The organism is Pseudidiomarina salinarum (genome assembly GCF_000753715.1).
Classification (GTDB): domain Bacteria; phylum Pseudomonadota; class Gammaproteobacteria; order Enterobacterales; family Alteromonadaceae; genus Pseudidiomarina; species Pseudidiomarina salinarum.
Genome location: NZ_JPER01000001.1, coordinates 470,081 through 493,261 on the forward strand (window position 1 = coordinate 470,081; position 23,181 = coordinate 493,261).

At 53.6% G+C, this 23,181-nt stretch carries 24 protein-coding genes; 3 read left to right on the top strand and 21 right to left on the bottom strand.

All coding sequences use genetic code 11. From position 1 onward, the window contains the following. The first annotated feature begins 57 nt into the window (after positions 1 to 57). From pnp to IDSA_RS02155, 3 genes are all read left to right on the top strand, one after another. Entirely contained in the window at positions 58 to 2,220 is a 2,163-nt protein-coding gene (gene pnp / locus IDSA_RS02145) for a polyribonucleotide nucleotidyltransferase (RefSeq protein WP_034773860.1), read from the top strand. 123 nt (positions 2,221 to 2,343) lie between these two features. Next, positions 2,344 to 3,243, top strand: a complete 900-nt coding sequence (nlpI, locus tag IDSA_RS02150) for a lipoprotein NlpI (protein ID WP_034773862.1) — start codon at positions 2,344 to 2,346, stop codon at positions 3,241 to 3,243. Beyond that, positions 3,233 to 4,078 (top strand): hypothetical protein, encoded by an 846-nt coding sequence (locus tag IDSA_RS02155; protein WP_126760537.1) that lies wholly within the window; start codon positions 3,233 to 3,235, stop codon positions 4,076 to 4,078. The genes nlpI and IDSA_RS02155 overlap by 11 nt, the downstream gene beginning before the upstream one ends. Here IDSA_RS02155 and IDSA_RS02160 read toward each other — a convergent pair. The 21 genes from IDSA_RS02160 to IDSA_RS02260 form a co-directional block, all read right to left on the bottom strand. Then, positions 4,062 to 4,472 (bottom strand): MAPEG family protein, encoded by a 411-nt coding sequence (locus IDSA_RS02160; protein ID WP_034773864.1) that lies wholly within the window; start codon positions 4,470 to 4,472, stop codon positions 4,062 to 4,064. The genes IDSA_RS02155 and IDSA_RS02160 overlap by 17 nt on opposite strands. Positions 4,473 to 4,498: 26 nt before the next feature. Further along, complete coding sequence (gene lipA / locus IDSA_RS02165; protein ID WP_034773866.1) at positions 4,499 to 5,464, bottom strand: lipoyl synthase; 966 nt, start codon at positions 5,462 to 5,464, stop codon at positions 4,499 to 4,501. Beyond that, positions 5,448 to 6,113, bottom strand: coding sequence for a lipoyl(octanoyl) transferase LipB (lipB, locus tag IDSA_RS02170; protein ID WP_034773868.1), 666 nt, complete (start codon positions 6,111 to 6,113; stop codon positions 5,448 to 5,450). The genes lipA and lipB overlap by 17 nt, the downstream gene beginning before the upstream one ends. Further along, a complete protein-coding gene (ybeD, locus tag IDSA_RS02175) occupies positions 6,103 to 6,369 on the bottom strand; it encodes a DUF493 family protein YbeD (protein ID WP_034773870.1) in 267 nt (88 codons plus the stop codon). The genes lipB and ybeD overlap by 11 nt, the downstream gene beginning before the upstream one ends. Before the next feature lie 28 nt (positions 6,370 to 6,397). After that, entirely contained in the window at positions 6,398 to 7,258 is an 861-nt protein-coding gene (locus IDSA_RS02180) for a D-amino acid aminotransferase (RefSeq protein WP_034773872.1), read from the bottom strand. Positions 7,259 to 7,265: 7 nt separating this feature from the next. Then, the gene (locus tag IDSA_RS02185; protein ID WP_034773874.1) at positions 7,266 to 8,429 is read right to left on the bottom strand and encodes a serine hydrolase; all 1,164 of its coding nucleotides are present in this window, start codon (positions 8,427 to 8,429) and stop codon (positions 7,266 to 7,268) included. Between the two features lie 92 nt (positions 8,430 to 8,521). Then, positions 8,522 to 9,325, bottom strand: a complete 804-nt coding sequence (locus IDSA_RS02190; RefSeq protein WP_034773876.1) for a septal ring lytic transglycosylase RlpA family protein — start codon at positions 9,323 to 9,325, stop codon at positions 8,522 to 8,524. Further along, the gene (gene mltB, locus IDSA_RS02195) at positions 9,315 to 10,313 is read right to left on the bottom strand and encodes a lytic murein transglycosylase B (RefSeq protein WP_126760536.1); all 999 of its coding nucleotides are present in this window, start codon (positions 10,311 to 10,313) and stop codon (positions 9,315 to 9,317) included. Before mltB ends, IDSA_RS02190 begins: the two co-directional genes overlap by 11 nt. An 18-nt stretch (positions 10,314 to 10,331) precedes the next feature. Then, entirely contained in the window at positions 10,332 to 11,447 is a 1,116-nt protein-coding gene (gene rodA, locus IDSA_RS02200) for a rod shape-determining protein RodA (RefSeq protein WP_034773878.1), read from the bottom strand. Beyond that, positions 11,434 to 13,308, bottom strand: a complete 1,875-nt coding sequence (mrdA, locus tag IDSA_RS02205; RefSeq protein WP_034773880.1) for a penicillin-binding protein 2 — start codon at positions 13,306 to 13,308, stop codon at positions 11,434 to 11,436. The genes rodA and mrdA overlap by 14 nt, the downstream gene beginning before the upstream one ends. A gap of 10 nt (positions 13,309 to 13,318) precedes the next feature. After that, complete coding sequence (rlmH, locus tag IDSA_RS02210; RefSeq protein ID WP_034773882.1) at positions 13,319 to 13,789, bottom strand: 23S rRNA (pseudouridine(1915)-N(3))-methyltransferase RlmH; 471 nt, start codon at positions 13,787 to 13,789, stop codon at positions 13,319 to 13,321. Next, positions 13,789 to 14,112, bottom strand: coding sequence for a ribosome silencing factor (rsfS, locus tag IDSA_RS02215; protein ID WP_034773884.1), 324 nt, complete (start codon positions 14,110 to 14,112; stop codon positions 13,789 to 13,791). Before rsfS ends, rlmH begins: the two co-directional genes overlap by 1 nt. Before the next feature lie 88 nt (positions 14,113 to 14,200). Then, positions 14,201 to 14,830 carry a nicotinate-nucleotide adenylyltransferase gene (nadD, locus tag IDSA_RS02220; protein WP_034773886.1) on the bottom strand — a complete coding sequence of 210 codons (630 nt, stop codon included), beginning with the start codon at positions 14,828 to 14,830 and terminating at the stop codon, positions 14,201 to 14,203. Next, entirely contained in the window at positions 14,827 to 15,861 is a 1,035-nt protein-coding gene (holA, locus tag IDSA_RS02225) for a DNA polymerase III subunit delta (protein ID WP_051986010.1), read from the bottom strand. Before holA ends, nadD begins: the two co-directional genes overlap by 4 nt. Positions 15,862 to 15,863: 2 nt before the next feature. Continuing rightward, positions 15,864 to 16,340, bottom strand: a complete 477-nt coding sequence (locus IDSA_RS02230) for an LPS-assembly lipoprotein LptE (protein WP_034773887.1) — start codon at positions 16,338 to 16,340, stop codon at positions 15,864 to 15,866. A gap of 34 nt (positions 16,341 to 16,374) precedes the next feature. Then, on the bottom strand, positions 16,375 to 18,960 hold the full coding sequence (leuS, locus tag IDSA_RS02235; RefSeq protein ID WP_034774960.1) for a leucine--tRNA ligase: 2,586 nt from the start codon (positions 18,958 to 18,960) through the stop codon (positions 16,375 to 16,377). 51 nt (positions 18,961 to 19,011) lie between these two features. Further along, a complete protein-coding gene (locus IDSA_RS02240; protein WP_034773888.1) occupies positions 19,012 to 19,206 on the bottom strand; it encodes a hypothetical protein in 195 nt (64 codons plus the stop codon). A 45-nt stretch (positions 19,207 to 19,251) separates the two neighbouring features. Beyond that, positions 19,252 to 20,793, bottom strand: a complete 1,542-nt coding sequence (lnt, locus tag IDSA_RS02245) for an apolipoprotein N-acyltransferase (RefSeq protein WP_051986011.1) — start codon at positions 20,791 to 20,793, stop codon at positions 19,252 to 19,254. A gap of 6 nt (positions 20,794 to 20,799) precedes the next feature. Next, positions 20,800 to 21,678 carry a CNNM family magnesium/cobalt transport protein CorC gene (gene corC / locus IDSA_RS02250; protein ID WP_034773889.1) on the bottom strand — a complete coding sequence of 293 codons (879 nt, stop codon included), beginning with the start codon at positions 21,676 to 21,678 and terminating at the stop codon, positions 20,800 to 20,802. 18 nt (positions 21,679 to 21,696) lie between these two features. Then, on the bottom strand, positions 21,697 to 22,167 hold the full coding sequence (ybeY, locus tag IDSA_RS02255; RefSeq protein ID WP_034773890.1) for an rRNA maturation RNase YbeY: 471 nt from the start codon (positions 22,165 to 22,167) through the stop codon (positions 21,697 to 21,699). Beyond that, positions 22,164 to 23,168 carry a PhoH family protein gene (locus IDSA_RS02260; protein WP_034773891.1) on the bottom strand — a complete coding sequence of 335 codons (1,005 nt, stop codon included), beginning with the start codon at positions 23,166 to 23,168 and terminating at the stop codon, positions 22,164 to 22,166. Before IDSA_RS02260 ends, ybeY begins: the two co-directional genes overlap by 4 nt. Positions 23,169 to 23,181: the final 13 nt, after the last annotated feature.

The window sequence follows — 23,181 nt, forward strand, 5'->3', positions numbered from 1 at the left end:
TGTTAAATTTGAACACAAAAACACAAAGCAGAAGCGAAGAGTAAAGGAAAATAAAACGTGAATCCGATTACTAAAACATTTGAATACGGTCAACATACCGTAACTTTAGAAACTGGTGCGATGGCGCGCCAGGCAACTGGCGCGGTTCTGGCCAGCATGGACGACACTACGGTGTTGGTCACTGTTGTTGGTAGAAAAGAAGCCAAAGCAGGCCAGGATTTTTTCCCGTTAACAGTAAACTATCAGGAACGTACTTACGCAGCCGGTAAAATTCCCGGTGGTTTCTTTAAGCGTGAAGGGCGTCCAAGCGAAAATGAAACGCTGATCTGTCGGTTAATTGACCGACCTATCCGGCCATTATTCCCTGAAGGCTTCAACAACGAAGTACAGGTGGTCGCTACCGTTATCTCTGTGAATCCACAGGTATCCCCTGATATCGTCGCCTTGATCGGTACCTCAGCAGCGCTGGCTATTTCCGGCCTGCCATTTGACGGTCCTATTGGTGCAGCGCGCGTTGGTGTGGTTAACGATGAATATGTACTGAATCCGGGCGCAGAAGAACTGCTGGAATCGAAGCTTGATCTGGTTGTTGCCGGTACTGCAAACGCTGTACTGATGGTTGAATCTGAAGCCCAGTTGCTGTCTGAAGATGTGATGCTTGGTGCTGTGGTTTATGGCCATGAGCAGATGCAGACTGTCATCAAAAACATCAACGAACTGGCAGCCGAAGCTGGTAAGCCTAAGTGGGACTGGACTGCTCCGGCAACCAACGAAGAGCTGCTGAATAAAATTAAAGAGCTGGCTGAAGAAGGTATTGGTGAAGCTTACCGCATCACTGAGAAAGCTGAGCGCTATGCCAAAATCAGTGAACTGAAAACCAAGGTTACTGAGCAGCTTACTGCTGAAAATGAAGAACTTGACGCCAAAGAAATCAGCGATCTGTTCCACTCGGTAGAGAAGAACATTGTTCGTAGCCGTATTACGGCTGGTGAAAAACGTATCGATGGTCGTGACCCGGACATGGTCCGTGCCTTACATATGGCCACCGGCGTATTACCACGCACCCACGGTTCAGCAGTATTTACCCGCGGCGAAACGCAGGCCCTGGTAACAGCTACTCTGGGTACTGAACGTGATGCGCAGATGATTGATGATCTGACTGGCTTTAATGCCAACCGCTTTATGCTGCATTACAACTTCCCTCCGTACTGTGTGGGCGAGACCGGTATGGTCGGTACGCCGAAGCGCCGCGAAATCGGTCACGGTAAACTGGCAAAACGTGGTGTACAGGCGGTCATGCCGTCGCAGGAAGAATTCCCGTACACTATCCGGGTGGTATCAGAAATCACCGAATCCAACGGTTCAAGCTCTATGGCTTCAGTCTGTGGTGCCTCGCTGGCACTGATGGACGCCGGGGTACCGATTAAATCTTCGGTTGCCGGTATCGCTATGGGCCTGGTGAAAGAAGGCGACAAATTTGTGGTGCTTTCTGACATTCTTGGTGATGAAGATCACCTCGGCGATATGGACTTTAAAGTCGCGGGTAGCAAAGAGGGTGTCACTGCTCTGCAAATGGATATCAAGATCGACGGTATTACCCGTGAGATCATGGAGATTGCATTAGCCCAGGCGAAAGCTGCGCGTCTGCACATTCTGAATGTGATGGACGAAGCCTTAGCTGGTGCGCGCACCGAATTGTCTGATTACGCTCCGCGTTATCACACCATGAAGATTAACCCGGATAAAATCCGTGACGTTATCGGTAAAGGTGGTGCGGTAATCCGTGAATTGACGGAAAGCACCAATACCAATATCGAAATTAACGATGACGGTACGGTGCGCATCGCGGCAACGGATCAGGCTTCAGCGGATAAGGCTATCGCTCGTATTGAAGAGCTGACTGCTGACGTTGAAGTAGGCCGTATCTATGAAGGTAAAGTTGCCCGGATCGTCGATTTTGGTGCTTTCGTTACTATTCTGCCTGGTAAAGATGGTCTGGTACACATCTCACAAATCGCTGAAGAGCGGGTGAATGATGTGAACGAATACCTGACAGTCGGTCAGACGGTTCCGGTCAAAGTGCTTGAAATTGATCGTCAGGGTCGCGTTCGTCTGAGCATGAAAGATGCTGTTGAAAAGTCTGCAGAAGCGCCGGCCGAAAAGCCAGCTGAAGAAGCAGCTTCAGGCAACGAAGAAAATGACGAGATTGGCAACAGCTAAGCTAATCCTTAGTTCGCTTGTTCATGAAGTAAAAAAGCAAAGGAGCCGTTGGCTCCTTTTCTTTTTTTTGTATCCCTGGGTTATGATGGTACTAACAACGAATGATGATTAAGGCAGGAGCCAATGAAACTAAAACCTATTAGAGCAGGACTGGCTGCAGCCTTGCTCTTATTGATGCAAGGATGCGTGGTCGCGCCCCAGGAACAACCTGAGGACGCCCTGAAGAATTTGTTAGTGGTAGCGCCACAGCCAGCCGAGCTGCGCTACCAGCTGGAAGTCGCCAAGCTCAATGAAGTGCTGACTGAGGAAACGTTGCCGGCGGACACCATGGCTGAGTTACTCTATCGCCGCGGCGCTTTATATGACGGGTTGGGCATGACAGCACTGGCCCGGATCGATTTTAATCACGCGCTTGAGTATCAGCCGCGGCTCGCCGATGCCTATAATTATCTTGGCATACATTACACCCAGGCGGCTCAGTTTGATTACGCCTTTGAAGCCTATGAGGCTACCCTGGAGTTAGATCCTGAACATCCGTATGCCTACCTGAACCGCGGCATAGCGGCGTATTATGATAGCCGCTTTGACCTGGCCGTTGATGATCTCCGGCATTACTTTGAGCAAAGCCCTGACGATCCGTATCGGGTGCTGTGGCTGTATCTTGCTGAGGTTGAACAGGATGTCGCACAGGCACGAAACAATCTGGCGCAGCGGCGCATCGCCCATGGTGGTGATGAATGGGGCTGGGTACTGAGTGACCTGATGCTGGGCGCCATCAGTCCGGTCGATTTTATTGACCTGCATGCCGCGCGCGATTTGAAAGACAATGAAACCCTTGCTGAACGTATGTGCGAGGCCTACTTCTATCTCGGTAAATATCAACAACTGGCTGGCCAGCACAAGCTGGCGACTGTCTATTTTCGACTGGCGCTGACGACCGGTGTCTATATGTTCCTTGAACATCGCTATGCGGGGCTGGAACTCGCGCGCAGTATGGCTGTTGTGGAGCACAATGACGAGTAGGCTAACTGCGCTATGCGGGTTTGTTGGTGGCGTCTTATTGTTATCGGTGCCAGCCGCCGCAGTCAGCTGGCCATTTGCTGAGATAAGCCCCTGGCAGCTTGAACTGGCTGTTGTTAAGAATTTACAATGTCCGCGTCCGGATGCCGTGCAGGTTTGGCTACCAGCCAAAGCCGGGGCGGTGCCGGCCATGCGACTTTTCGCCGACTGGCACCGTCATCCGCTGGCCGCGTCGCAATCGTGCTTCACCACCCGCTTTTATTATCCTGAAAATCTGTCGTGTGAAACCCGGGGCGAAAGGGAGCGGCTGCACTGTCAGCTGCCGTTGTTGCCGTATGAGGCCAGTGTACGCCAGCTGGTGTTTGTGGATGAGCCGGGTGTGGCCAGTGCCGATGATTATCAGATTAACGTGCCTCTGGATGCGTCAAGGGCGCTGGTTGCTCACGAGATTGGCCATTGGCTGGGGCTGGCCGATGAGTATCAGATGAGTAGCGAGCTGGCGGAATCTTTCTGCAACGGCGGATACGCCCATGCGTCACTGAATGTGGTTGTTTCTGATACAGCGGTGATGAGCGCGGCCGAATTAGAGGCCTTCTGGCAGCAGTTGCCCTGGCGGTTTGCGGTATCGGACTGGCAGCAATTGGGCGAGCGGCAGGCGGACGGTGATTGGCGGCTGGGCTCAGCAGATAAAGAGCGGGCCGGCTTGTTTCGGATCCCGGCCTGTGATGCTTCCGGTAAATACGCCTGGCGGCCAGTGGCACAACTGACCGCCATGCATTATCACGATACCGCCGTCTGGCCTGAGCTCTATCTGGAGCTGATTAAGCGGCACCAGTAATAGTTATGGCGGTCTGGGCAATCATGATGACCGGACAGAGCAGGGCGAAAAACCAGACGAGACTGCGTAACTTGGCAAAGTTGAGCAGATAAAGCACATGATAGGCTACCCGGAAGACGACGAAACCGATCGCCAGCAAGACCATAAAGTCAGTAACCTGGCGGGTAGCAATGACCAGCAAAACCGCCGCGGCAAACAAAGGAAAGGCTTCATAGGCATTATAGTGGCCCGCCACCGCGCGTGCGCCCGCACCGGTTAAGCGCTGCTGCTGGTCCCGTGGGTGACGATTATCATAGCCTTTTGGTTGTTCCCCGTTCTGGAAATAAACCACAGGCGCCTTAGCGGCGATTGGTAATAGTCCGGCAATTAATAAACACCAAATCAATATACTCATAGCACCGCCTCATCAAGGTATTATTCTTATTTAACTTCTTTGCCCGCAGCCTGCAGATCGGCGTGATACGACGAGCGAACCAGCGGCCCGCTGGCAATATGCGAGAAGCCCATCTTCACGCCTTCCTGGCGGAACATTTCAAAGTCATCCGGATGCACATAACGGGTAACCGGCAGGTGATGACGGCTCGGCTGCAGATATTGCCCTATGGTCAGCATATCGACATCATGGGCGCGCAGGTCACGCATAACGTCCAGGATCTCTTCGTTGGTTTCGCCCAGGCCAACCATCAGACCAGATTTGGTACGTACGTCTGAGCGGCCTTCTTTATAGCGCTGCAGTAAGTCCAGTGACCACTGATAATTGGCACCCGGACGAGCGGCTTTATACATCCGCGGGACGGTTTCCAGGTTATGGTTGAAAACGTCGGGTGCTTCGTCAGTCAGGATATCCAGCGCAACATCCATGCGTCCACGGAAATCCGGAACCAGTACTTCGACCTGAATGCCCGGGCTGTGGGCACGGATCTCGCGGATACAGTCAGCAAAGTGCTGAGCACCGCCATCGCGCAGGTCGTCCCGATCAACTGAGGTTACCACCACGTATTTCACTTTCATGTCGCGAACCGTTTCGCCGAGTTTGACGGCTTCCTGCGGATCCGGCGGCAATGGCCGGCCGTGCGCGACATCACAAAACGGGCAGCGGCGGGTACAGATAGCGCCGAGGATCATAAAGGTGGCGGTACCATGGTTAAAACATTCAGGCAGGTTAGGGCAGGATGCTTCTTCGCATACTGAATGCAGGCCGTGTTTGCGCATCGCCGCCTTAATCTCATCGATACGGGTGGTTGAACTGGGTAATTTTACCTTCAGCCAGGATGGCTTACGCAGCATTTCATCCCGTTCAGTTGGCACCACTTTAACCGGAATGAGCGCCATTTTATCGGCGTCACGTAGTTTTACTCCGGGTTCTACTCTAGCTGGCTTGGACATAGTCTTTGGCAAATCCTGTTTGTTCATGAATGTGTTGATAACCGAGCCGTTCGGCGAAAATTTCAGTCACTTGCGGTGCGGCTTCGGCCACTGTCTGCGGGCCGTTGAGGCTGGCGGTCTGAACCATCTGCATACCAGCGTAACCACAAGGGTTAATACGTAAAAACGGGCTAAGATCCATATTGACGTTCAGGGCCAGCCCGTGGAATGAGCATCCTTTACGAATACGCAGGCCGAGCGAGCAAAGTTTTGTGTCATCGACATAAACTCCGGGCGCATCGGGCCGGGCGGCGGCGGTAACCTGGTAACGCGCCATCAGGTCAACGATGGTAGCTTCGATCTGATTCACTAACTGACGAACGCCCATTTTGCGCCGGCGGATATCCAGCAGAAAGTAGACCACCAGTTGCCCCGGCCCGTGGTACGTGACCTGACCGCCCCGGTCCACTTTCACAATAGGGATATCGCCGGGCGCTAGTATATGTTCTTCTTTACCCGCCTGACCCTGCGTAAACACCGGGTCATGCTCGAGCACCCAGAGTTCATCCGGGGTGTCGCTGTCACGCTGATCAGTGAACTGCTGCATGGCTGCCCAGACGGGCTCATAGGGCTGTCGGCCAAGCTGCCGGATAATGAGATCAGAGGACATAACGGACATCTTCGATATCAGACAAGGCGCGGTACAGAACTTCAATATGTTGCTGGCTTTCGACCCGGATCCGGATGGCTACCGAATGGTAGTTGCCCTTGCTGCTCGGTTTCACTGTCGGCGCGTAGTCTCCCGGCGCATGCTGCTGGGCAACGGCAACCACGGAATCGGGTAGTTCTGGCGAGGCGACGCCCATAACTTTAAAGGTAAAGTCAGTAGGGAATTCAACCAGTTCGTCGAAGCGAGTTTTTTGCATTGTTCACTCCTGCCGGAATCTCAGGTGCCTAACTAACGCGTCCGAGGTGGCGGCGTTTGCTGGCATGAAAAGCTTCAATTAAGGCAGCGGTTACAGGACCGCATTGGCCATCACCAATAATTATATCATCAATTTGGCCAACCGGCTGCACCTCGCGGCTGGAACTGGTGAGGAAGAGCTCATCAAGTTGCGGCAGATCAGCTACTTTAAAGGGCTCTTCGTGCACCGGGATCCCTGCTTCTGCGGCTAATTCGATAACCCAGTCGCGGCTGATGCCGGGCAGGATTAAATGATTTTTTGGAGCGGTATAAAGTGCGCCGTTGCGAACGGCAAAAAAGTTACTGGCAGGGCCTTCGGTTATAAGCCCATCGCGGTGGAGTATTGGCTCTATCACGCCAACCGCTGCAGCTTGTTGTTTCAACAAAATATTTCCCAGCAGGCTGATACTTTTGATATCGCAGCGCAACCAGCGGATATCTTCAAGTAGGGTAATCCGCACCGGAGCTGGCTGATCCCAGTGCAGGGCAAGGGGATTAATAGTCGCAAATACCGTAGGCTTTAAATCAGGGCCTGGCAGATGGGTACGACTGGCCTCAGCACCGCGGGTGACCTGCATATAAATAAGGCCGTTTGCATCGCCGTAGTTGTTCCGTTTGATCAGATCATGGACTAATTCATGCCAGAAGGCGTCATCAGCCACGCTGATGCCGATTTCCCGCAGCGAGCGGTAAAGGCGGGCCAGATGACGCTCAAGCAGAAATGGCTTACCGCTGTAAACCGGAACCACCTCGTAAATACCGTCAGCAAATAAAAAGCCCCGATCGAAGACCGAGACTTTTGCGTGTTCAGCGGCGATCCAGTCGCCGTTCAGATAAACTGTCGATGACATTCAGCTGTTACTCGTCGTTAAATTTCTTTTTGGCCCAGTCCATCATCTGCTTAAAGATGCCGCCTTCTTCCGCGCTGTTCAAGGTGACCAGCGGGAAGCTGGCGAGATCTTCACCGTCAAGCTGCAGATAGACGGTACCCACCTGGGTGCCTTTCGCCAGTGGAGCTTCGAGCTCCTGGCTCAGTTCAAAATTGGCCTTAAGATTGTCACGCTGACCTTTAGGCAGGGTGATGACGACATCTTCTGCCACGCCCAGGGCGATGGTGTCTTGCTCAGCACCCCAGATACGATGATCAACAAAGCTGTCACCGGCACTGTAGGCTTTGACGGTTTCGAAATAACGGAAGCCGTAGTTCAGTAGTTTTTTACTTTCAATCTTCCGTGCCTGCTCACTGGTGGTGCCCATGACCACGGCAACCAGCCGGGTATCGCCTTCAGTGGCTGAGGTGACCAGGCTATAGCCCGCTTCTTCAGTATGCCCGGTTTTGATGCCGTCGACGTTCATGCTGGCATCCCATAACAGGGAGTTGCGGTTGTACTGTTTGATGTTGTTGTAGGTGTAGGATTTTTCAGCGTACAGCGCATATTCTTCCGGGACATTGCGGATCAGCGCCTGGCCAAGTTTGGCCATGTCGCGTGGTGAGGTGTACTGGTTTGGATCCGGCAAGCCGTGGCTGTTGGTGAAATAGGTATTGGTAAGGCCAAGCTCTGTAGCGTACGTATTCATCAGGTCGGCAAAGGCGCTTTCGCTACCGGCGATATGTTCAGCCATAGCAACACAGGCATCGTTGCCTGAGGAGATAACGATACCCCGGTTGAGGTCAGCGACGCTGACTTGTTTGCCCACTTCAATAAACATTTTGGATGAATCAGGAAAGTTCTTGGCCCACGCATTTTCGCTGATCGTTACCATGTCGTTGTTGGTGATACGACCGCTCTGCATTTCTTTACCAATGATATAACTTGTCATCATTTTGGTCAGACTGGCCGGAGGCAGTTGCTCATCAGCGTTGCCCTCGGTGATTACATTACCGGTGACATAGTCAATCAGTATATAACCACGCGCATTAACGCCCGGCGCAGGAGGAACAATCGCGGCTTGCGCGACAGCGCCGAATAAAACCGTGGTGCAGGCGAGTGTGCGGATAAAACGATGAAAAGCGGTTCGCATAATCGGGATTCTCTGTAGTTATTTAAGCATTAAAAATAAGCGCGAATGATAGCATTGTCTGCTAAGCAATGTTTGCAAAACAAAGGCAGTTGCTAAGGTGCTCTGACGCGAAAGGCATCAGGGTAACCGTCCTGTCGCAACTGCTGTAATATTTCGTCGGCCTGAGCCTCGGCAAAGGGACCCAGCACTACCCGGTATAGACCATTGTTAAGCTGAGTAGTTGCAGCTACATGGTAGATTCTTGCCAATCGCTGCGCGGCATTTTCCAGCCACTGCTTATTACTGCCGGAGTGAACCTGAATATAAAACTGAATCAGTTCTTCCGGCTGCAGGGGCGTGGTCACCGCCAGCTCTTCGTTATCGTTGTCAGGGTGCAGCGCCTCGACCCGGACGCGTGCCGTGCCGGTACTGAGCATCCCCAGCTTGTAGGCGGCGACATAGGATAAGTCGATAATGCGATCACCGTGGAAAGGGCCGCGGTCATTGACCCGCACCACCACGCTGCGGTCATTCGCCAGATTGGTGACCCTTACATAGGTTGGCAGAGGCAGCGTTTTATGGGCCGCGCTCATGGCATACATATCGTAGATTTCGCCATTAGAGGTTAAGTGGCCGTGAAATTTTTCGCCATACCACGACGCTGTGCCTTCCTCGATATGACCACGGGCATCGGTCATGACCTGCCAGTTGCGACCAAATAATTCGTAGGGTCGGTTACCCTGACGAGACGGTGGTTCAACGCGCGGTTGAGGTTCCGCCAGTTCAGCCTCAGATGGCAGTCTGGTGGGCACTGAATCGTACTTCTGCGAGTAGCGGCTTGGCGGTTCAGAACTACAGCCCTGCAGCAGCAAGCTCACTAATACCGCAGCTAAAACAAAGGTAAAACTAGTTTTCACGAGAATAGTGACCCTGCGCTAACTGTTCACTGAACTGGTGGACAACCATCGCATATAACGGGCTGTGGTTGTAACGGGTAATGACGTAAAAATTCTGCAAACCAAGCCAGTGTTCTTCGCTGTCAACTTGTGCGAAGGCAAAAACCTTAGCGGGTTGCGCACTGTCCAGCGCGGCGTCGGCGGGTAGCCGCAGCCCGAGCGCACTCAGCTCGGCAACGGATTGCTCTGGTTTCAGCCCTTTACCGACAAGCGCGGCGTGGCGGTCTGATGGTGGCAGTTTCAGTGCGACCGGCGCATCCTGCTGCCAGCCGTGGCGGGCGAAATAGTTTGCTACGCTACCTATGGCGTCGACCGGATTGGTCAGCAGATCGCGGACACCGTCACCGTCAAAGTCGACTGCATAATGGCGGTACGACGAGGATATGAACTGGCCAAATCCCATCGCGCCGGCATAAGAGCCTTTAAGATCGCGCGGATTCAGGCCTTCTTCGCGGCTCAGGATAAAAAACTCACGCAGTTCAGAGCGGAAAAAGCTGGCGCGGGGCGGATAGTGAAAGCCAAGGGTATAAAGTGCGTCCAGGACCGGGTAATTGCCCAAATAGGAACCATAAAAGGTTTCCACACCAATAATAGCCACGATCACTTCCGCCGGTACGCCATATTCCTGTTCAGCGCGGGCCAGGGTTTCAGCATGTTCATTCCAGAACCGCAAGCCGGCGTCGAGCCGCTTTTCGGTCAGGAAAATCGGGTGATACTGGTGCCAGGGTTTGGCTTCCCAGGGGCGCTGAATGGCTTCCAGCACGTCGTTATTCAGCTGTGCCTGAGCCAGCAATCCGGTCACCTCTGCACGACTAAACTGATGCTGTTCTACCAGTTCATCGATAAAGGCCTGGTGTTGTGTCTGGTCGGCAACTGGCGGAGCAGCGAAGGTTGCAGACCCCATAAAAAGCAATGAAACTGTAATAGCAGGCCGGATAAAATTAAGCATCGGCATTATTCCTTATAATTAACTGTGCATGACGAGTCTGCGATTGGTGGCGATTCCCATCAGTAAGCCAAAGCCAGCCAGCAGGGTTACCATCGAGGTGCCACCATAGCTGATGAGCGGTAGTGGCACACCAACCACAGGTAGCAGTCCGGAAACCATGCCGATATTCACCATCACATAAACGAAGAAAGTCAGTGTGAGGCTGCCGGCGAGTAATTTATGATACGTACGCTGTGCCCGCACTGAGATAATCATGCCACGAAAAATAACAAAACCGTAGATAAGAAGAAGAACGATTACGCCGACCAGGCCAAATTCTTCGCTGAATACGGAAAATATAAAGTCGGTATGGCGCTCTGGCAAAAATTCAAGCTGTGACTGGGTTCCCTGCAGCCAGCCTTTGCCCTCAACACCACCAGAACCAATGGCGATTTTGGACTGAATAATCTGATAGCCGCTGCCCAGGGGATCCCGTTCCGGATCCAGGAAGGTCAAAACCCGCTGGCGCTGATATTCCCGCATCAGGAACAACCATAAAATGGGAATAAAGGAGCCCACCGCGACGATAAAAAAGGTGATCAGGCGCCAGCTCATGCCAGCCAGAAAAACTACAAATATTCCTGAGCATGCGATAAGTAGTGAAGTTCCCAAATCCGGCTGCTTAGCAATCATCAGGGTTGGGATCAGCAGCAGGAGGAAGGCTGCCGCCAGGCGTCGTTTAGTGGGTGGTATGCCATGCTCAGCCACAAACCAGGCGATGGCCATCGGCACGGCCAGTTTCATGAGTTCAGAAGGCTGAATGCGGGTTACGCCGATATCCAGCCAGCGCTGGGCACCGTTTACGGAGATCCCAAAGAAGAGTACGCCAACTAGTAACACCACGCCGACTGCAAATAACGGCAATGACCAGCGCTGAATGGCGCTTAACGGAATTTGCGCGATCCCCAGCATCACTAAAAAGGCGATACCAATGCGAATGCCCTGACGTTCTGTCATTTGCCAGTCCTGACCGCTGGCGGAATAGACAGTTACCAGGCTGAGTGCCGCCAGGGCCAGCAGGGCAACGAGCAGTGGCCCGTCGATATGCAGGCGTTGCAACCAGGGATTGCGCTCACGTTCGTCAGTTGTTAGCACGTTTCTGCTCCTGGCTGAAGTAAAAGTCCATGATGTTACGGGCCATCGGCGCCGCCACGCTGCCACCACCACCAACGGCGTTTTCAATGGTGACTATGACCACAATTTCAGGATTTTCTGCCGGGGCATAGCCCACGTACATGGCGTTATCGCGGTATTTTTCGGCGATATCTTCGGCAATATATTCTTCATCCTGACCGATGCTGCGTACCTGGGCGGTTCCGGTTTTTCCGCCGGAGGTAAAGTTCGCTCCGCGGAAGGCGGCGCGGGCTGTCCCTTTAGCGCCAGATACCACGTTCTGCATAGCATCAAGTGCTAACTGCCAGTTGGCCGGGTTGTTCAGCACTACCGGCGGACGCTGTTCAACCACGGCTGGCAGTTCGATATCGCCCTCACGGATGCTCTGTAAAAAACGAGGAACCGGGCGTATGCCCTGATTGACCAGAACCGACGTTGCGACCGCAAGCTGGATCGGGGTAGCGGTCCAGTAACTCTGACCAATGCCAATAGAAATGGTTTCACCGGCGTACCAGGCTTCGTTGAAGCGTGCCCGCTTCCAGCCCCGTGATGGCATAAGCGCAGCAGATTCTTCGGCGATATCGATGCCGGTGTAATCGCCAAAACCATACTGGCTCATATGCTCAGAAATTTTGTCTATCCCCATTTTTAGTGCCAGGTCGTAGAAGAAGGTGTCACAACTTTCGATAATTGCTGAGGCAACGTTGACCCAGCCGTGCCCCCAGGCCAGCCAGTCACGATAACGGTGATCGATATTATTTATTTTAAACCAACCCGGATCCCAGATTTTGGTATCCGGGGTGATGATACCTTCTTCCAGACCAAGGATGGCCAACTGGGGTTTGATGGTGGAAGCCGGTGGATAGCCACCCTGGGTAGAGCGATTCAGCAAGGGTGAATGCTGTGAGCTGAGCAGGCTCTGATATTGCTTGTAAGAAATGCCCTGAGCGAACCAGTTGGGGTCGTAACCCGGCTTACTGACCATCGCCAGCAGGCCGCCATCGCGCGGATCCATGATAATAATTGAACCGCGGCCGTCGCCCAGCTGTTCATGTGCATAGCGCTGTAAATCCAGATCCAATTCGAGTTGTAAGTCTTGCCCTGGTACCGGTGGCTGCACTGACAGCGTGCGTAGCGGACGGCCATGGATATCCACTTCAACCTGCTGAAAACCAATCACACCGTGCAGTTGCTCTTCGTAGAAGCGCTCAATGCCCAGCTTACCCATGGTGCGGGTGGCGACATAATTGGCGTGAACGCCTTTAGCCCGTAATTTTTCGAGATCCTTGCGGTTAATTTTAGCGACATAGCCGAGCGCGTGGGTGAGTACGTCGCCGTGCGGATAGTAACGAACCAGCCGGGCTTCGATGCTGACCCCGGGAAACTCATGCTGGCGCACCGCAAAGCGGGCTACCTGGGCTTCGGTTAAACGGTCGAGCAGGATAACCTGATTGAAACGGCGCTCACGCTTGCGACTCTGCTGAAACTCTTCTATCTGCTGGTCGCTGAGAGCCAGTAATTTCTGCAGGCGGGCCAGGGTATCGTCGAGTTCAGGTACCCGTTCAGGGACCAGTTCAAGACTTAATACCGGCCGGTTCTCAGCCAGCAACTGGCCGTTGCGATCGTAAATAAGTCCGCGGTTGGGGGCCAGCGGCACAATTTTGATGCGGTTGTCGTTCGAGCGGGTCTGAAAATTCTGATGTTGTACAACCTGCAGGTTGTACATGTTGTAAAACAAGATGCCAAATACTGCGGTAACCAAAAATAGCGCGAACCATGCCCGTCGGGCAAAGAGTGCTGATTCTGCCTGATGATCACGAATTGTGGCGCGTTGCTTTACCATAATTGGCTATTTATTCACGGTGATAAGGGTGGTTCGTGGTAAGGCTCCATGCACGATACAGGCTTTCAGCAATCAATACCCGTACCAGCGGGTGGGGCAAGGTTAGCGCAGACAGTGACCAACGCTCGTCGGCCGCCGCCAGGCAGGCAGGTGCCAAGCCTTCAGGACCACCCACTAACAGACTCACGTCACGTCCGTCCATTTGCCAGCTTTGTAGCCGCTGGGCCAGCTGGGCAGTGGTCCAGCTTTTGCCCTCAACCTCAAGGGTAATGATACGATCACCTTTGCCGACCGCCGCCAGCATCGCTTCACCTTCCTGGCGGCGGATACGGGCGATATCGGCATTTTTGCCACGCTTTCCGGCGGCAATTTCAGTTAACTGAAGTTGGCAGTCAATGGGAAAGCGTTTGGCGTATAACTGATAACCGGTGCTGATCCAGGCGGGCATTTTCTGACCGACAGCAATCAGCTGAATCCGCATTACTTGCGGCTCCAGAGCTTCTCAAGCTCATAAAAATCACGGATTGGTTCCTGCATAACATGCACAACCACATCACCTAAATCGACGAGCACCCATTCAGAGTGTTCATGACCTTCAACACCCAGCGGTGCGACACCTTCGCGTTTGGCTTCAGTGGCGACATGGTTGGCGATACTTTTCACGTGGGTTTTAGAATTGCCGGAGCAGACGATCATATAAACAGCAACATCGGTCTGTTCCTGTACATCCAGCACGTTAATATCCCGGCCTTTCAGTTCTTCAATTTTTTCGACTACAAAATGGCGTAATTGTTCCGCTTGCAAGAGTTCATTTCTCCGTTAAAAAAAACATGAGATTCATTGAATCTGTGAACGCAATAGTTTAACACGGGAGGGCAGTAAAAAGCAGCTGTTAACGATAGAGATGCTGGCTTTTAATAAAGTCGGCGACTGCCAGCGGCAGCCAGTGCTCCCAGGCTTCGCCGCTGGCGATAGCGGTACGGATAGCCGTGGCTGATATAGCTACCTCAGGGGTGGGTGCCAACAGGATTAATCCACTGTCGCGCCGTTTCAGATCGGTTGGGTTGGTGGCGTAGCGATCCTGATAAAAGCTCAGCACTTCAGGGCTCCAGCCAGCGCTGGTGTCGGGACGCTGCATGACCACCAGGTGGGCATTATCGGTCAGTTGCAGCCAGTTATGCCAGCTGTGCAGATTAGCAAAGGCGTCGTCGCCTAACAGAAAGACCAGGGTATCATCGGGCCAGCGCCGTTTTAGTTCGGCGAGAGTCTGTTCGGTATAGGAGGGCCGTGGCTGGCATAACTCCCAGTCGTCAGCCTGGCAACACGACAACTCACGCGCCGCCAGTTGTGCCATGGTCAGCCGTTGTTTGGCAGTGGCGCCGGGATAATCACGATGCGGGGGCTGCGCGCTTGGCAACAAATGCAGCGCATCTGCTTTCAGCCATTCGCGCGCCGCCGCTGCGGGCCGCAGATGCCCCCAGTGAACGGGATCAAAAGTGCCACCAAGAATGACGCGCATCATGAGGCAGCCAACCTGACTGCCAGATCCGGACGGCAATACAGCACCACCAGATGCGTCACCAGGGTCTGCACGCGCTCGCCGCTGTCGCGTTTAAATGCGAGCTCTAAACGCCGTAACAGATCCGCAGCCTGGGTGAGGGGAGCGCCTTGCATGCGCTGCACGAACTGCCGGTAGCTGGCTTCCTGGTTGCGCCAGATGCCTTCGCGGCGGAACAGGGTACTGAGATCCTGCGCCGTTGCCAGCCCTTCTTGCAGACGCTGCAACTTGTACCATTCGCGCTGTAACATCCAGTTCAGAATGGCAACTTCAATATCTTCTTCGAACAGGCGTTGCAAACGGTGCAGGGCGTTTTCAACGTCCGCTGCCAGGATTGCTTCCTGCAGCGCAAAGACGCTGAACCGGCTCTGGTCCTGGGCGGCCTGCTGGATTTCCGACGCCGCCACTGGCTGAGGCAAATCCATTAGCGCGAGTTTCTGCAACTCCTGATCAAGGGCCAGCAAATTGCCCTCAAACCAGTCCGCAATCAGCTGCACTGCGTCGGGCGCCAGAGCAAGGCCATAGCGTCCGGCGCGTTGATCAATAAAGCGTGGCAATGCCGCACGATCCGGGCTGTTCGCCTGGATCACCGGCCCCGCCTGGGTCAGCTGCTGGTACCACTTTGCTTTTAGCTGTTCATTTTTGAGTTTGGGGCCAATAACGATCAGGGTCTGATCAGGCGGGGGCGCACTGAGATAATTGCGTAAGGCATCGCCGCCTTCCCGACCCGGTTTGGCTTCGGGCAGTTCGAGTTCAAGCAGCCGGTGCTGGGAAAATAAGCTCAGGCTGGCACTTTGTTCCGTCAGCTGGCGCCAGTCAAACTGGCTGTCCTGAATATACCGCTCGCGTTCATCAATACCCTGGTCGCGGGCGAACTTGCGGATGATCTGTAAGGCATCGTCAACCAGTAGCGGCGTATCGCCAAATATACTAAGTAGCGGCGGCAGGCCGTGCTGCTGCAAATGACTGGCAAGCTGTGGCAGGGCCAGTTGCATGATTATTCTGCCAACTGGGTAATAACTTGGCGCAGCAGCTGACGCGCTGCATCTTCGCGCATTTCCGCTACCAGAACTTCGCGTTCCCGGGTTTTCGCCAGGGCAAAATTCGGGTCATCCTGATAATCCCGGTAGACTTCAATGCGCTGGGCCGGAGTGGTCTGGCCGTTACTGCTAATCAGTTCGTACCAGACCGTATAGATGAGTTCATATTCTGCGACCTGACCACTGCGCGATAACGACAAGGCGCGCCGGTCCAGAGCGTCGCTGATAATACGCACGGTCAGTGTGTCCGCGGTATCGACCACTTCGGCGCCGGCCAGGGTAAAGCGCTGGTGGACCGCCTGTTTCAGCTCACTGAATGCCGGTGCATCAATATGCACCTGCTCAAGTTGGGGCGGCAACTGGTAGCTGTCACGCAGCTGAAAGCCGCAGGCAGTCAGCATCAAACTCAACAACAGCACCACTAGATAACGCATCGCTCATCCTCGTTTGTTAGCCGTATTTTCAGGCTTAGTTAGCCACAATATTGACTAATTTGCCGGGCACATAAATCTGCTTACGGATGGTTTTATCAGCCGTGAACCGGGTGACATTTTCATCCTCTAAAGCGGCCTTGATAACCGTTTCTTCAGAGGCATCAGCGGGAACCGTGAGCTTGCCCCTTACTTTGCCGTTTACCTGCACCACAATCAGCACAGATGATTCGACCAGTGCCTGTTCGTCATAACCCGGCCAGTCAGCGAAGTTGCAGTCGCTGGTGTGTCCAAGGGCCTGCCACAGGGCTTCACTAAGATGTGGCGTAACCGGTGCCAGCATCAATACGACGGCATCGAGTGCTTCGGCCATCAGGGCCCGATCAGCGGCGCTAGCCAGGGGCGCTTTCTGCAGCTTATTTAACAGCTCCATAATGGCAGCAATAGCCGTATTGAAATGCTGCCGGCGGCCCATGTCGTCTGTTACCTTCTGGATGGTACGGTGCACATCACGGCGCAGATCTTCCTGCTCCGTTGTCAGCTCGCGCCAGTTATCTGCCCGCGGTTGGTCACTGACTTCGACAAAGTCGGCGACCAGACGCCAGACCCGTCGCAGGAAGCGCTGCGCGCCTTCAACGCCGGAATCAGACCATTCCAGCGTGGCCTCTGGCGGCGCGGCAAACATCATAAACAGCCGCACGGTGTCAGCCCCATACTTGTCGATCATGAGCTGGGGGTCGATGCCGTTATTTTTTGACTTGGACATTTTGGTCATGCCGCCGTAATTGACGGGCTGACCGTCACTACGCAGTACAGCAGACACGATTTTGCCTTTTTCATCGCGTTGGATGTCAACATCCAGCGGCGAGTACCAGGTGGTTACGCCTTTGGCATCTTCGCGATAATAAGTATCAGCCAGCACCATGCCCTGGGTTAACAGGCGTTTAAATGGCTCGTCCAAATTAACCAGACCTGCATCGCGCAGCAGTTTATGGAAGAAACGTGCGTACAACAGATGCAGGATGGCATGTTCAATACCACCGATGTATTGATCAACGGGCAGCCAGTAGTTGGCCTGCTCAGGATCGAGCATACCATCGTGATAATTGGCGCTGCAGTAGCGCGCGTAATACCAGGACGACTCCATAAAGGTGTCGAAGGTATCGGTTTCATGTTCCGCCGGCTGGCCCTGGTAGCTGGTCTGGCGCCACTGAGGATCAGCTTTGATCGGCGAGGTGGTGCCATCCATGACGACATCTTCGGGCAGGATAACCGGCAATTGATCTTCAGGCACAGGGACTGAACTGCCATCAGCCAGCTTAAGCATAGGAATAGGTGTGCCCCAATAGCGCTGGCGCGATACGCCCCAGTCGCGCAGCCGGTAATTAACCTGGCGACGCCCTATACCTTGTTTTTCCAGGGCTGCGGCAATGGCATTAAAGGCATCTTCGCTGCTTAGTCCGGTATAGGGGCCTGAGTTAATAGTGATGCCTTTTTCGGTAATGGCTGAACTGCTGATATCGCCTTCACCTGAGTGCGGCGCGATCACGGGTTCGATGGGCAGCTTGTACGTAGTGGCAAACTCCCAGTCGCGCTGGTCATGGGCCGGCACGGCCATAACGGCACCTGAACCATAATCCATAAGCACAAAATTGGCGACCCATACCGGGATCTGTTCACCCGTCAGCGGATGAGTGGCGCGGACGCCGGTGTCCATGCCTTTTTTCTCGATCGTAGCCAGGTCGGCCTCAGCCATTTTGGCGGATTTAATTGACTCGATAAAAGCAGCCAGTTCCGGGTTACTTTGTGCGGCCTGCCGGGCCAGCGGATGCTGTGCGGCAACCGCCATATAAGTCACCCCGTAGAGGGTGTCAGGGCGGGTGGTATAAACCGTGAGCGGGTCAGCCTGGTCGGCGACACTAAAGTCAATCTCAACGCCTTCCGAGCGCCCAATCCAGTTGCGCTGCATGGTCTTGACCTGTTCCGGCCAGCCTTCGAGCTGTTCGAGATCGTCCAGCAGTTCATCAGCATAAGCGGTAATTTTAATAAACCACTGGGGGATTTCTTTTTGCTCAACTTTGGCGCCGGAACGCCAGCCGCGGCCGTCGATGACCTGCTCATTCGCCAGAACCGTCTGATCAACGGGATCCCAGTTGACCGTTGCGTTCTTTTTATAAACCAGGCCTTTATCAAAGAGCTTGGTGAAAAACCATTGTTCCCAGCGATAGTAGTCTGGCTTGCAGGTGGCAATTTCGCGCGACCAGTCATAGCTGAAACCCAGTGATTTGAGCTGATCACGCATGTAGTCAATATTCTGATAAGTCCACTTGGCTGGTGCCGTTTTATGCTGGATAGCGGCATTTTCCGCTGGCAAACCAAAGGCATCCCAGCCCATCGGCTGCAGTACATTCTTGCCCTGCATCCGCTGATAACGGGCAACCACATCACCCAGGGTGTAATTGCGGACATGGCCCATATGCAATTTACCACTGGGGTAAGGGAACATCGACAGACAGTAAAACTTTTCCTGATCCGGTCGTTCGCTGACGGCAAATACGTTGTCATTTTCCCAGCGTTGCTGTGCGGCCGCTTCAATGGCAGCCGGATCATAGTGGTCCTGCATCAGTTTAGACATCTTAAATTCCGTATAACGACATAATTAAAAAAGGAAATCTTACAGGGCATACCACATCAGCAACATGACGACGATAGCCGCGATACCGAAAAATGCGTATTCGATACGTTGCCGTTGCTGCGCATCCCGATCGTCCGGATTGCGGTGCAGCACATACATTGCCAGGGAGGTTACACCTAAGGTGCCGGCAGCAACTAGAAGGGCAAAAATAATCGCACTGATAATATTAGCCATGGTGAGTTCCATTTGTTATTGAATAAGGAGTTAGTTGCCAACAGTTTACTTATTTTGACGCCGCTTGACCATGCTGAATATGGGGGTGAAGGCAAGGAAAATAGCCAATAACCAGTTCAGCAGGGCTCCCCAGCGGGCGAAACCCGTCACGCCGTTTACCACCGGCAGATTGGCGCTCAGCGTAGCTGCCACAAACTGGGGTGCTGTCTGCACCTGCTGGCCGTGTTCATCCACCAGCGCGCTGATACCACTGTTGGTGGCGCGGATCAGTGGCCGTCCCAGTTCGAGGGCGCGCATGCGGGCGATTTGCATATGTTGGGCCGGGCCGTGCGAGCGGCCGAACCAGGTATCATTACTTACGGTCAGAATAAAATCTGTGTCCTGCTGTAAATTAGCCCGCACCTGGTCCGGAAACAGGATCTCGTAACAGATAGCGGCGCTGAGCCGGAAGCCGCGCGCATGCAGGTTAGGTTGGCGGAATTCACCACGGGCGAAGGATGACATAGGCAGGTCAAACAAAGGTGCCAGCGGCCGGACTAAGTCTTCAAAAGGGACAAACTCACCGATAGGTAACAGATGGTGCTTACGATAACGGTTCGAGTGGCCATGGAAGTACTCCTGCTTAACCTCATGCTCGCCGTCCTGGCCCAGCACGATCAGGCTGTTGTAATAGTCGCCACTCTGGTAGTCGATAATGCCAGTAATTAAAGCGGTGTCAGTAGCCACCGCGTTGGCATGGATATTTGCCAGCACATCGTCGGTAAAAGGTTCCGGCATGGTTACCGCTGACTCCGGCCAGACCACAATATCATGCTGATCATAATAGGGACGGCTGAGGTTGAGGTAACGCATCAGCGTAGGCCAGTGCTGGTCGGGATTCCATTTAACTGACTGGCTGATATTACCCTGCACCAGCAGGATCCGGGCAGCTTCGCCGGTACGTTCAAGGGGCGATAACAGCGGTAAAATAAACGCAATGATCAAAGGCGCGCCGGCGAGGGCAAGAAAGTAGGCTTGTCTGGTCTGCAACCAGCGGATCACGGCTATGCTTATTACCAGCATAACCAGGGTAATGCCGGCACCACCCAACCAGGGCGCATAGTTGCCAAGCGCGCTGTCAGTTTGCGAGTAGCCAAGTTCCAGCCAGGGAAAGCCGGTCAGCAGCCAGCCGCGCAAACTTTCGGTGCCAAGCCAGATCAGAGGCAACAGCCAGATCGCCGCCTCGCCGAACCAGCGCGAACTGCGACGCCAGAGCCAGAGTGCCAGTGCCGGGAACAAACTGAGGTAGAGGAAAAGCACTACCAGCACGGCCACCGATAATATCGGGTGCAGGCCACCAAAGCTGTCAATGCTGACATAAATCCAGCTGAGGCCAGCGCTGAACCAGCCAAAACCGAAAAAGTAGCCCATTTGTGCCGCTTGTCGTGGCGAACTGCGACGGGTCAATGCCAGTAACAGCAGGATTACCGGAATGGTGAGCCAGGCCTGATCAAAGGGGGCGTAACTGAATACCAGACTGCCGCCCAGCAGCAGGGCGGTCAGGCGGTGGATAAGCGGTTGCCAGCGAGGCCGGTTGAACGGAAACATCAGCAGTTAGTCGGCATCAGTGGCGGATGTCTGCTCCGGGATAGTAATTTGCAACTGCTGGATGCGGCGTTTATCAGCGCCGGTAACCTTAAACAAAATACCAGCCAGAGTAATCTCTTCGCCGGGTTGCGGCAAATGACCAAAGCCGTGAGCCACCATCCCGCCAATGGTGTCATATTCCTCGTCAGCAAAGCGGGTATCAAAATAGTCATTAAAGTCTTCGATGGTGGTGAGTGCTTTCACCGAATAACGGGATTTATTAATTCGCCGGATATCCGCCTTGATGTCTTCGTCAAAATCGGTTTCATCTTCGATTTCGCCAACGATTTCTTCCAGGATATCCTCAATAGTCACCAGGCCGGAAACGCCGCCGTACTCATCGACGACTATCGCCATATGATAGCGTTGCTCCCGAAACTCTTTCAGTAGCACATCCACCCGCTTGCCTTCCGGAACAATAACCGCCGGGCGAATTACTTTGGTCAGTGAAAATTCTTCATCGGTCATACCAAAGCCATATGCGAGCAGATCTTTAGCCAGTAAAATGCCTTCGATATGGTCTTTATTTTCACTGACTACCGGGTAACGGCTGTGCTGGGAATCTATTACTATAGGTAAGAAGGATTCGACCGACTGGTTGATATCAATGGTCACCATTTGCGAGCGTGGCACCATAATATCGCGAACTTTAAGTTCGGCGACATCCAGCACGCCTTCGATCATTTCTTTGGTATCGTTATCAATCAGGTCACGCTCTTCGGCGTCCTGAATCATATCAACCAGTTCTTCACGGCTGCTCGGCTCTCCGGTAAATACCTGCAACAGTTTGGTTGCCCACGATTTACGTGAAGAGCCGCTGCTAGAGTGGGGGTTATCGTCGCTCATGTACTGGTAGTGCTCCGTTTAGACATAATCATCAGCATAGGGGTCAGCATAACCCAAAGCCTCGAGAATACGTTGTTCGAGGCGTTCCATGACCACTGCCTCATCGTCGTCAATATGGTCATAACCTAGCAAATGCAAGGTGCCGTGTACAATCATATGCGTCCAGTGCGCGCTGAGGGCTTTACCCTGCGCGGCGGCTTCACGTTCAATGACCGGGGCGCAGACCACCAGATCACCCAGCAGCCGCACCGGCAGTTCAACCGGCGCTTCGAAGGGGAATGATAATACATTGGTAGGATAGTCACGTTGCCGGTAGGTCTTATTGAGTTCCAGCGCTTCGGTTTCGTCAACAATACGCACCGTAAGCTCAGCAGATTCATCCTGCTCAAGTATGCGTAACGAAGTGCCTACCCAAAGCTCAATATCGGCTTCGGTGGGCAGTTCAGCACAAGTTGAGGCAAGCTGGAGGTCAACAGTGGTCTGGCTCACGAATTTTTCTCTTCAAAAGCGTCATAGGCCTGGACAATGCGTTGTACCACCGAATGGCGAACCACGTCGGTAGCCTGAAAGAAGGTAAAGCTAATATCGTCGATGTCTTTGAGCACTTCAATGACATGGCGCAAGCCGGATTTTTGCCCACGCGGCAAGTCGACCTGAGTGATGTCACCGGTAATCACCGCGCGCGAGTTAAAGCCGATCCGGGTTAAGAACATCTTCATCTGTTCGCAGGTGGTATTCTGGCTTTCATCCAGGATGATAAAAGCGTCATTCAGGGTACGACCGCGCATATAGGCAAGCGGCGCCACTTCTATCACATTACGCTCAATCAGCTTTTCAACTTTTTCGAAGCCAAGCATTTCAAATAAGGCGTCGTACAGCGGGCGCAGATAAGGATCGACCTTCTGTGCCAGATCGCCAGGCAAGAACCCCAGTTTTTCACCGGCTTCCACTGCCGGACGGGTCAGCAATATGCGGCGTACTTCCTGACGCTCCAGCGCATCTACGGCGCACGCGACAGCGAGATAGGTTTTACCGGTGCCGGCCGGGCCAACGCCAAAGTTCACATCGTGACTGAGAATCGCCCGAACATAGCCAGCCTGGTTTGGATTGCGGGGCTTAATGAGGCCGCGCTTGGTCTTAATGTGAACCATTTTATCCAGCGCCGGATCGTCTTTTTTGGCGTCGGCCGGAGCCTGTTCCAGTACCTTGGCTTCCTGGATGGCCAGATGCACCTGCTGGGGATCGATTTCACTGGCTTCGCCTTTAACCACCGCGGTTTCGACATATAAGTCGCGCAGTATGTCGGCCGCCGCTTCAGCGGTATGGGTAGGACCAATGATACGAAACGCATTGCTGCGATAGGTTATTTCAACACCAAGGCGGCGCTCGATGTGCTTCAGATTCTCATCAAATGGACCCGTCAGATCCGCCAGCCGGCGGGAGTCTGCAGGTTCTAAATCGATATCCAGGGTAGTCGGGGATGAACTCAAAAAAACCTCTTTT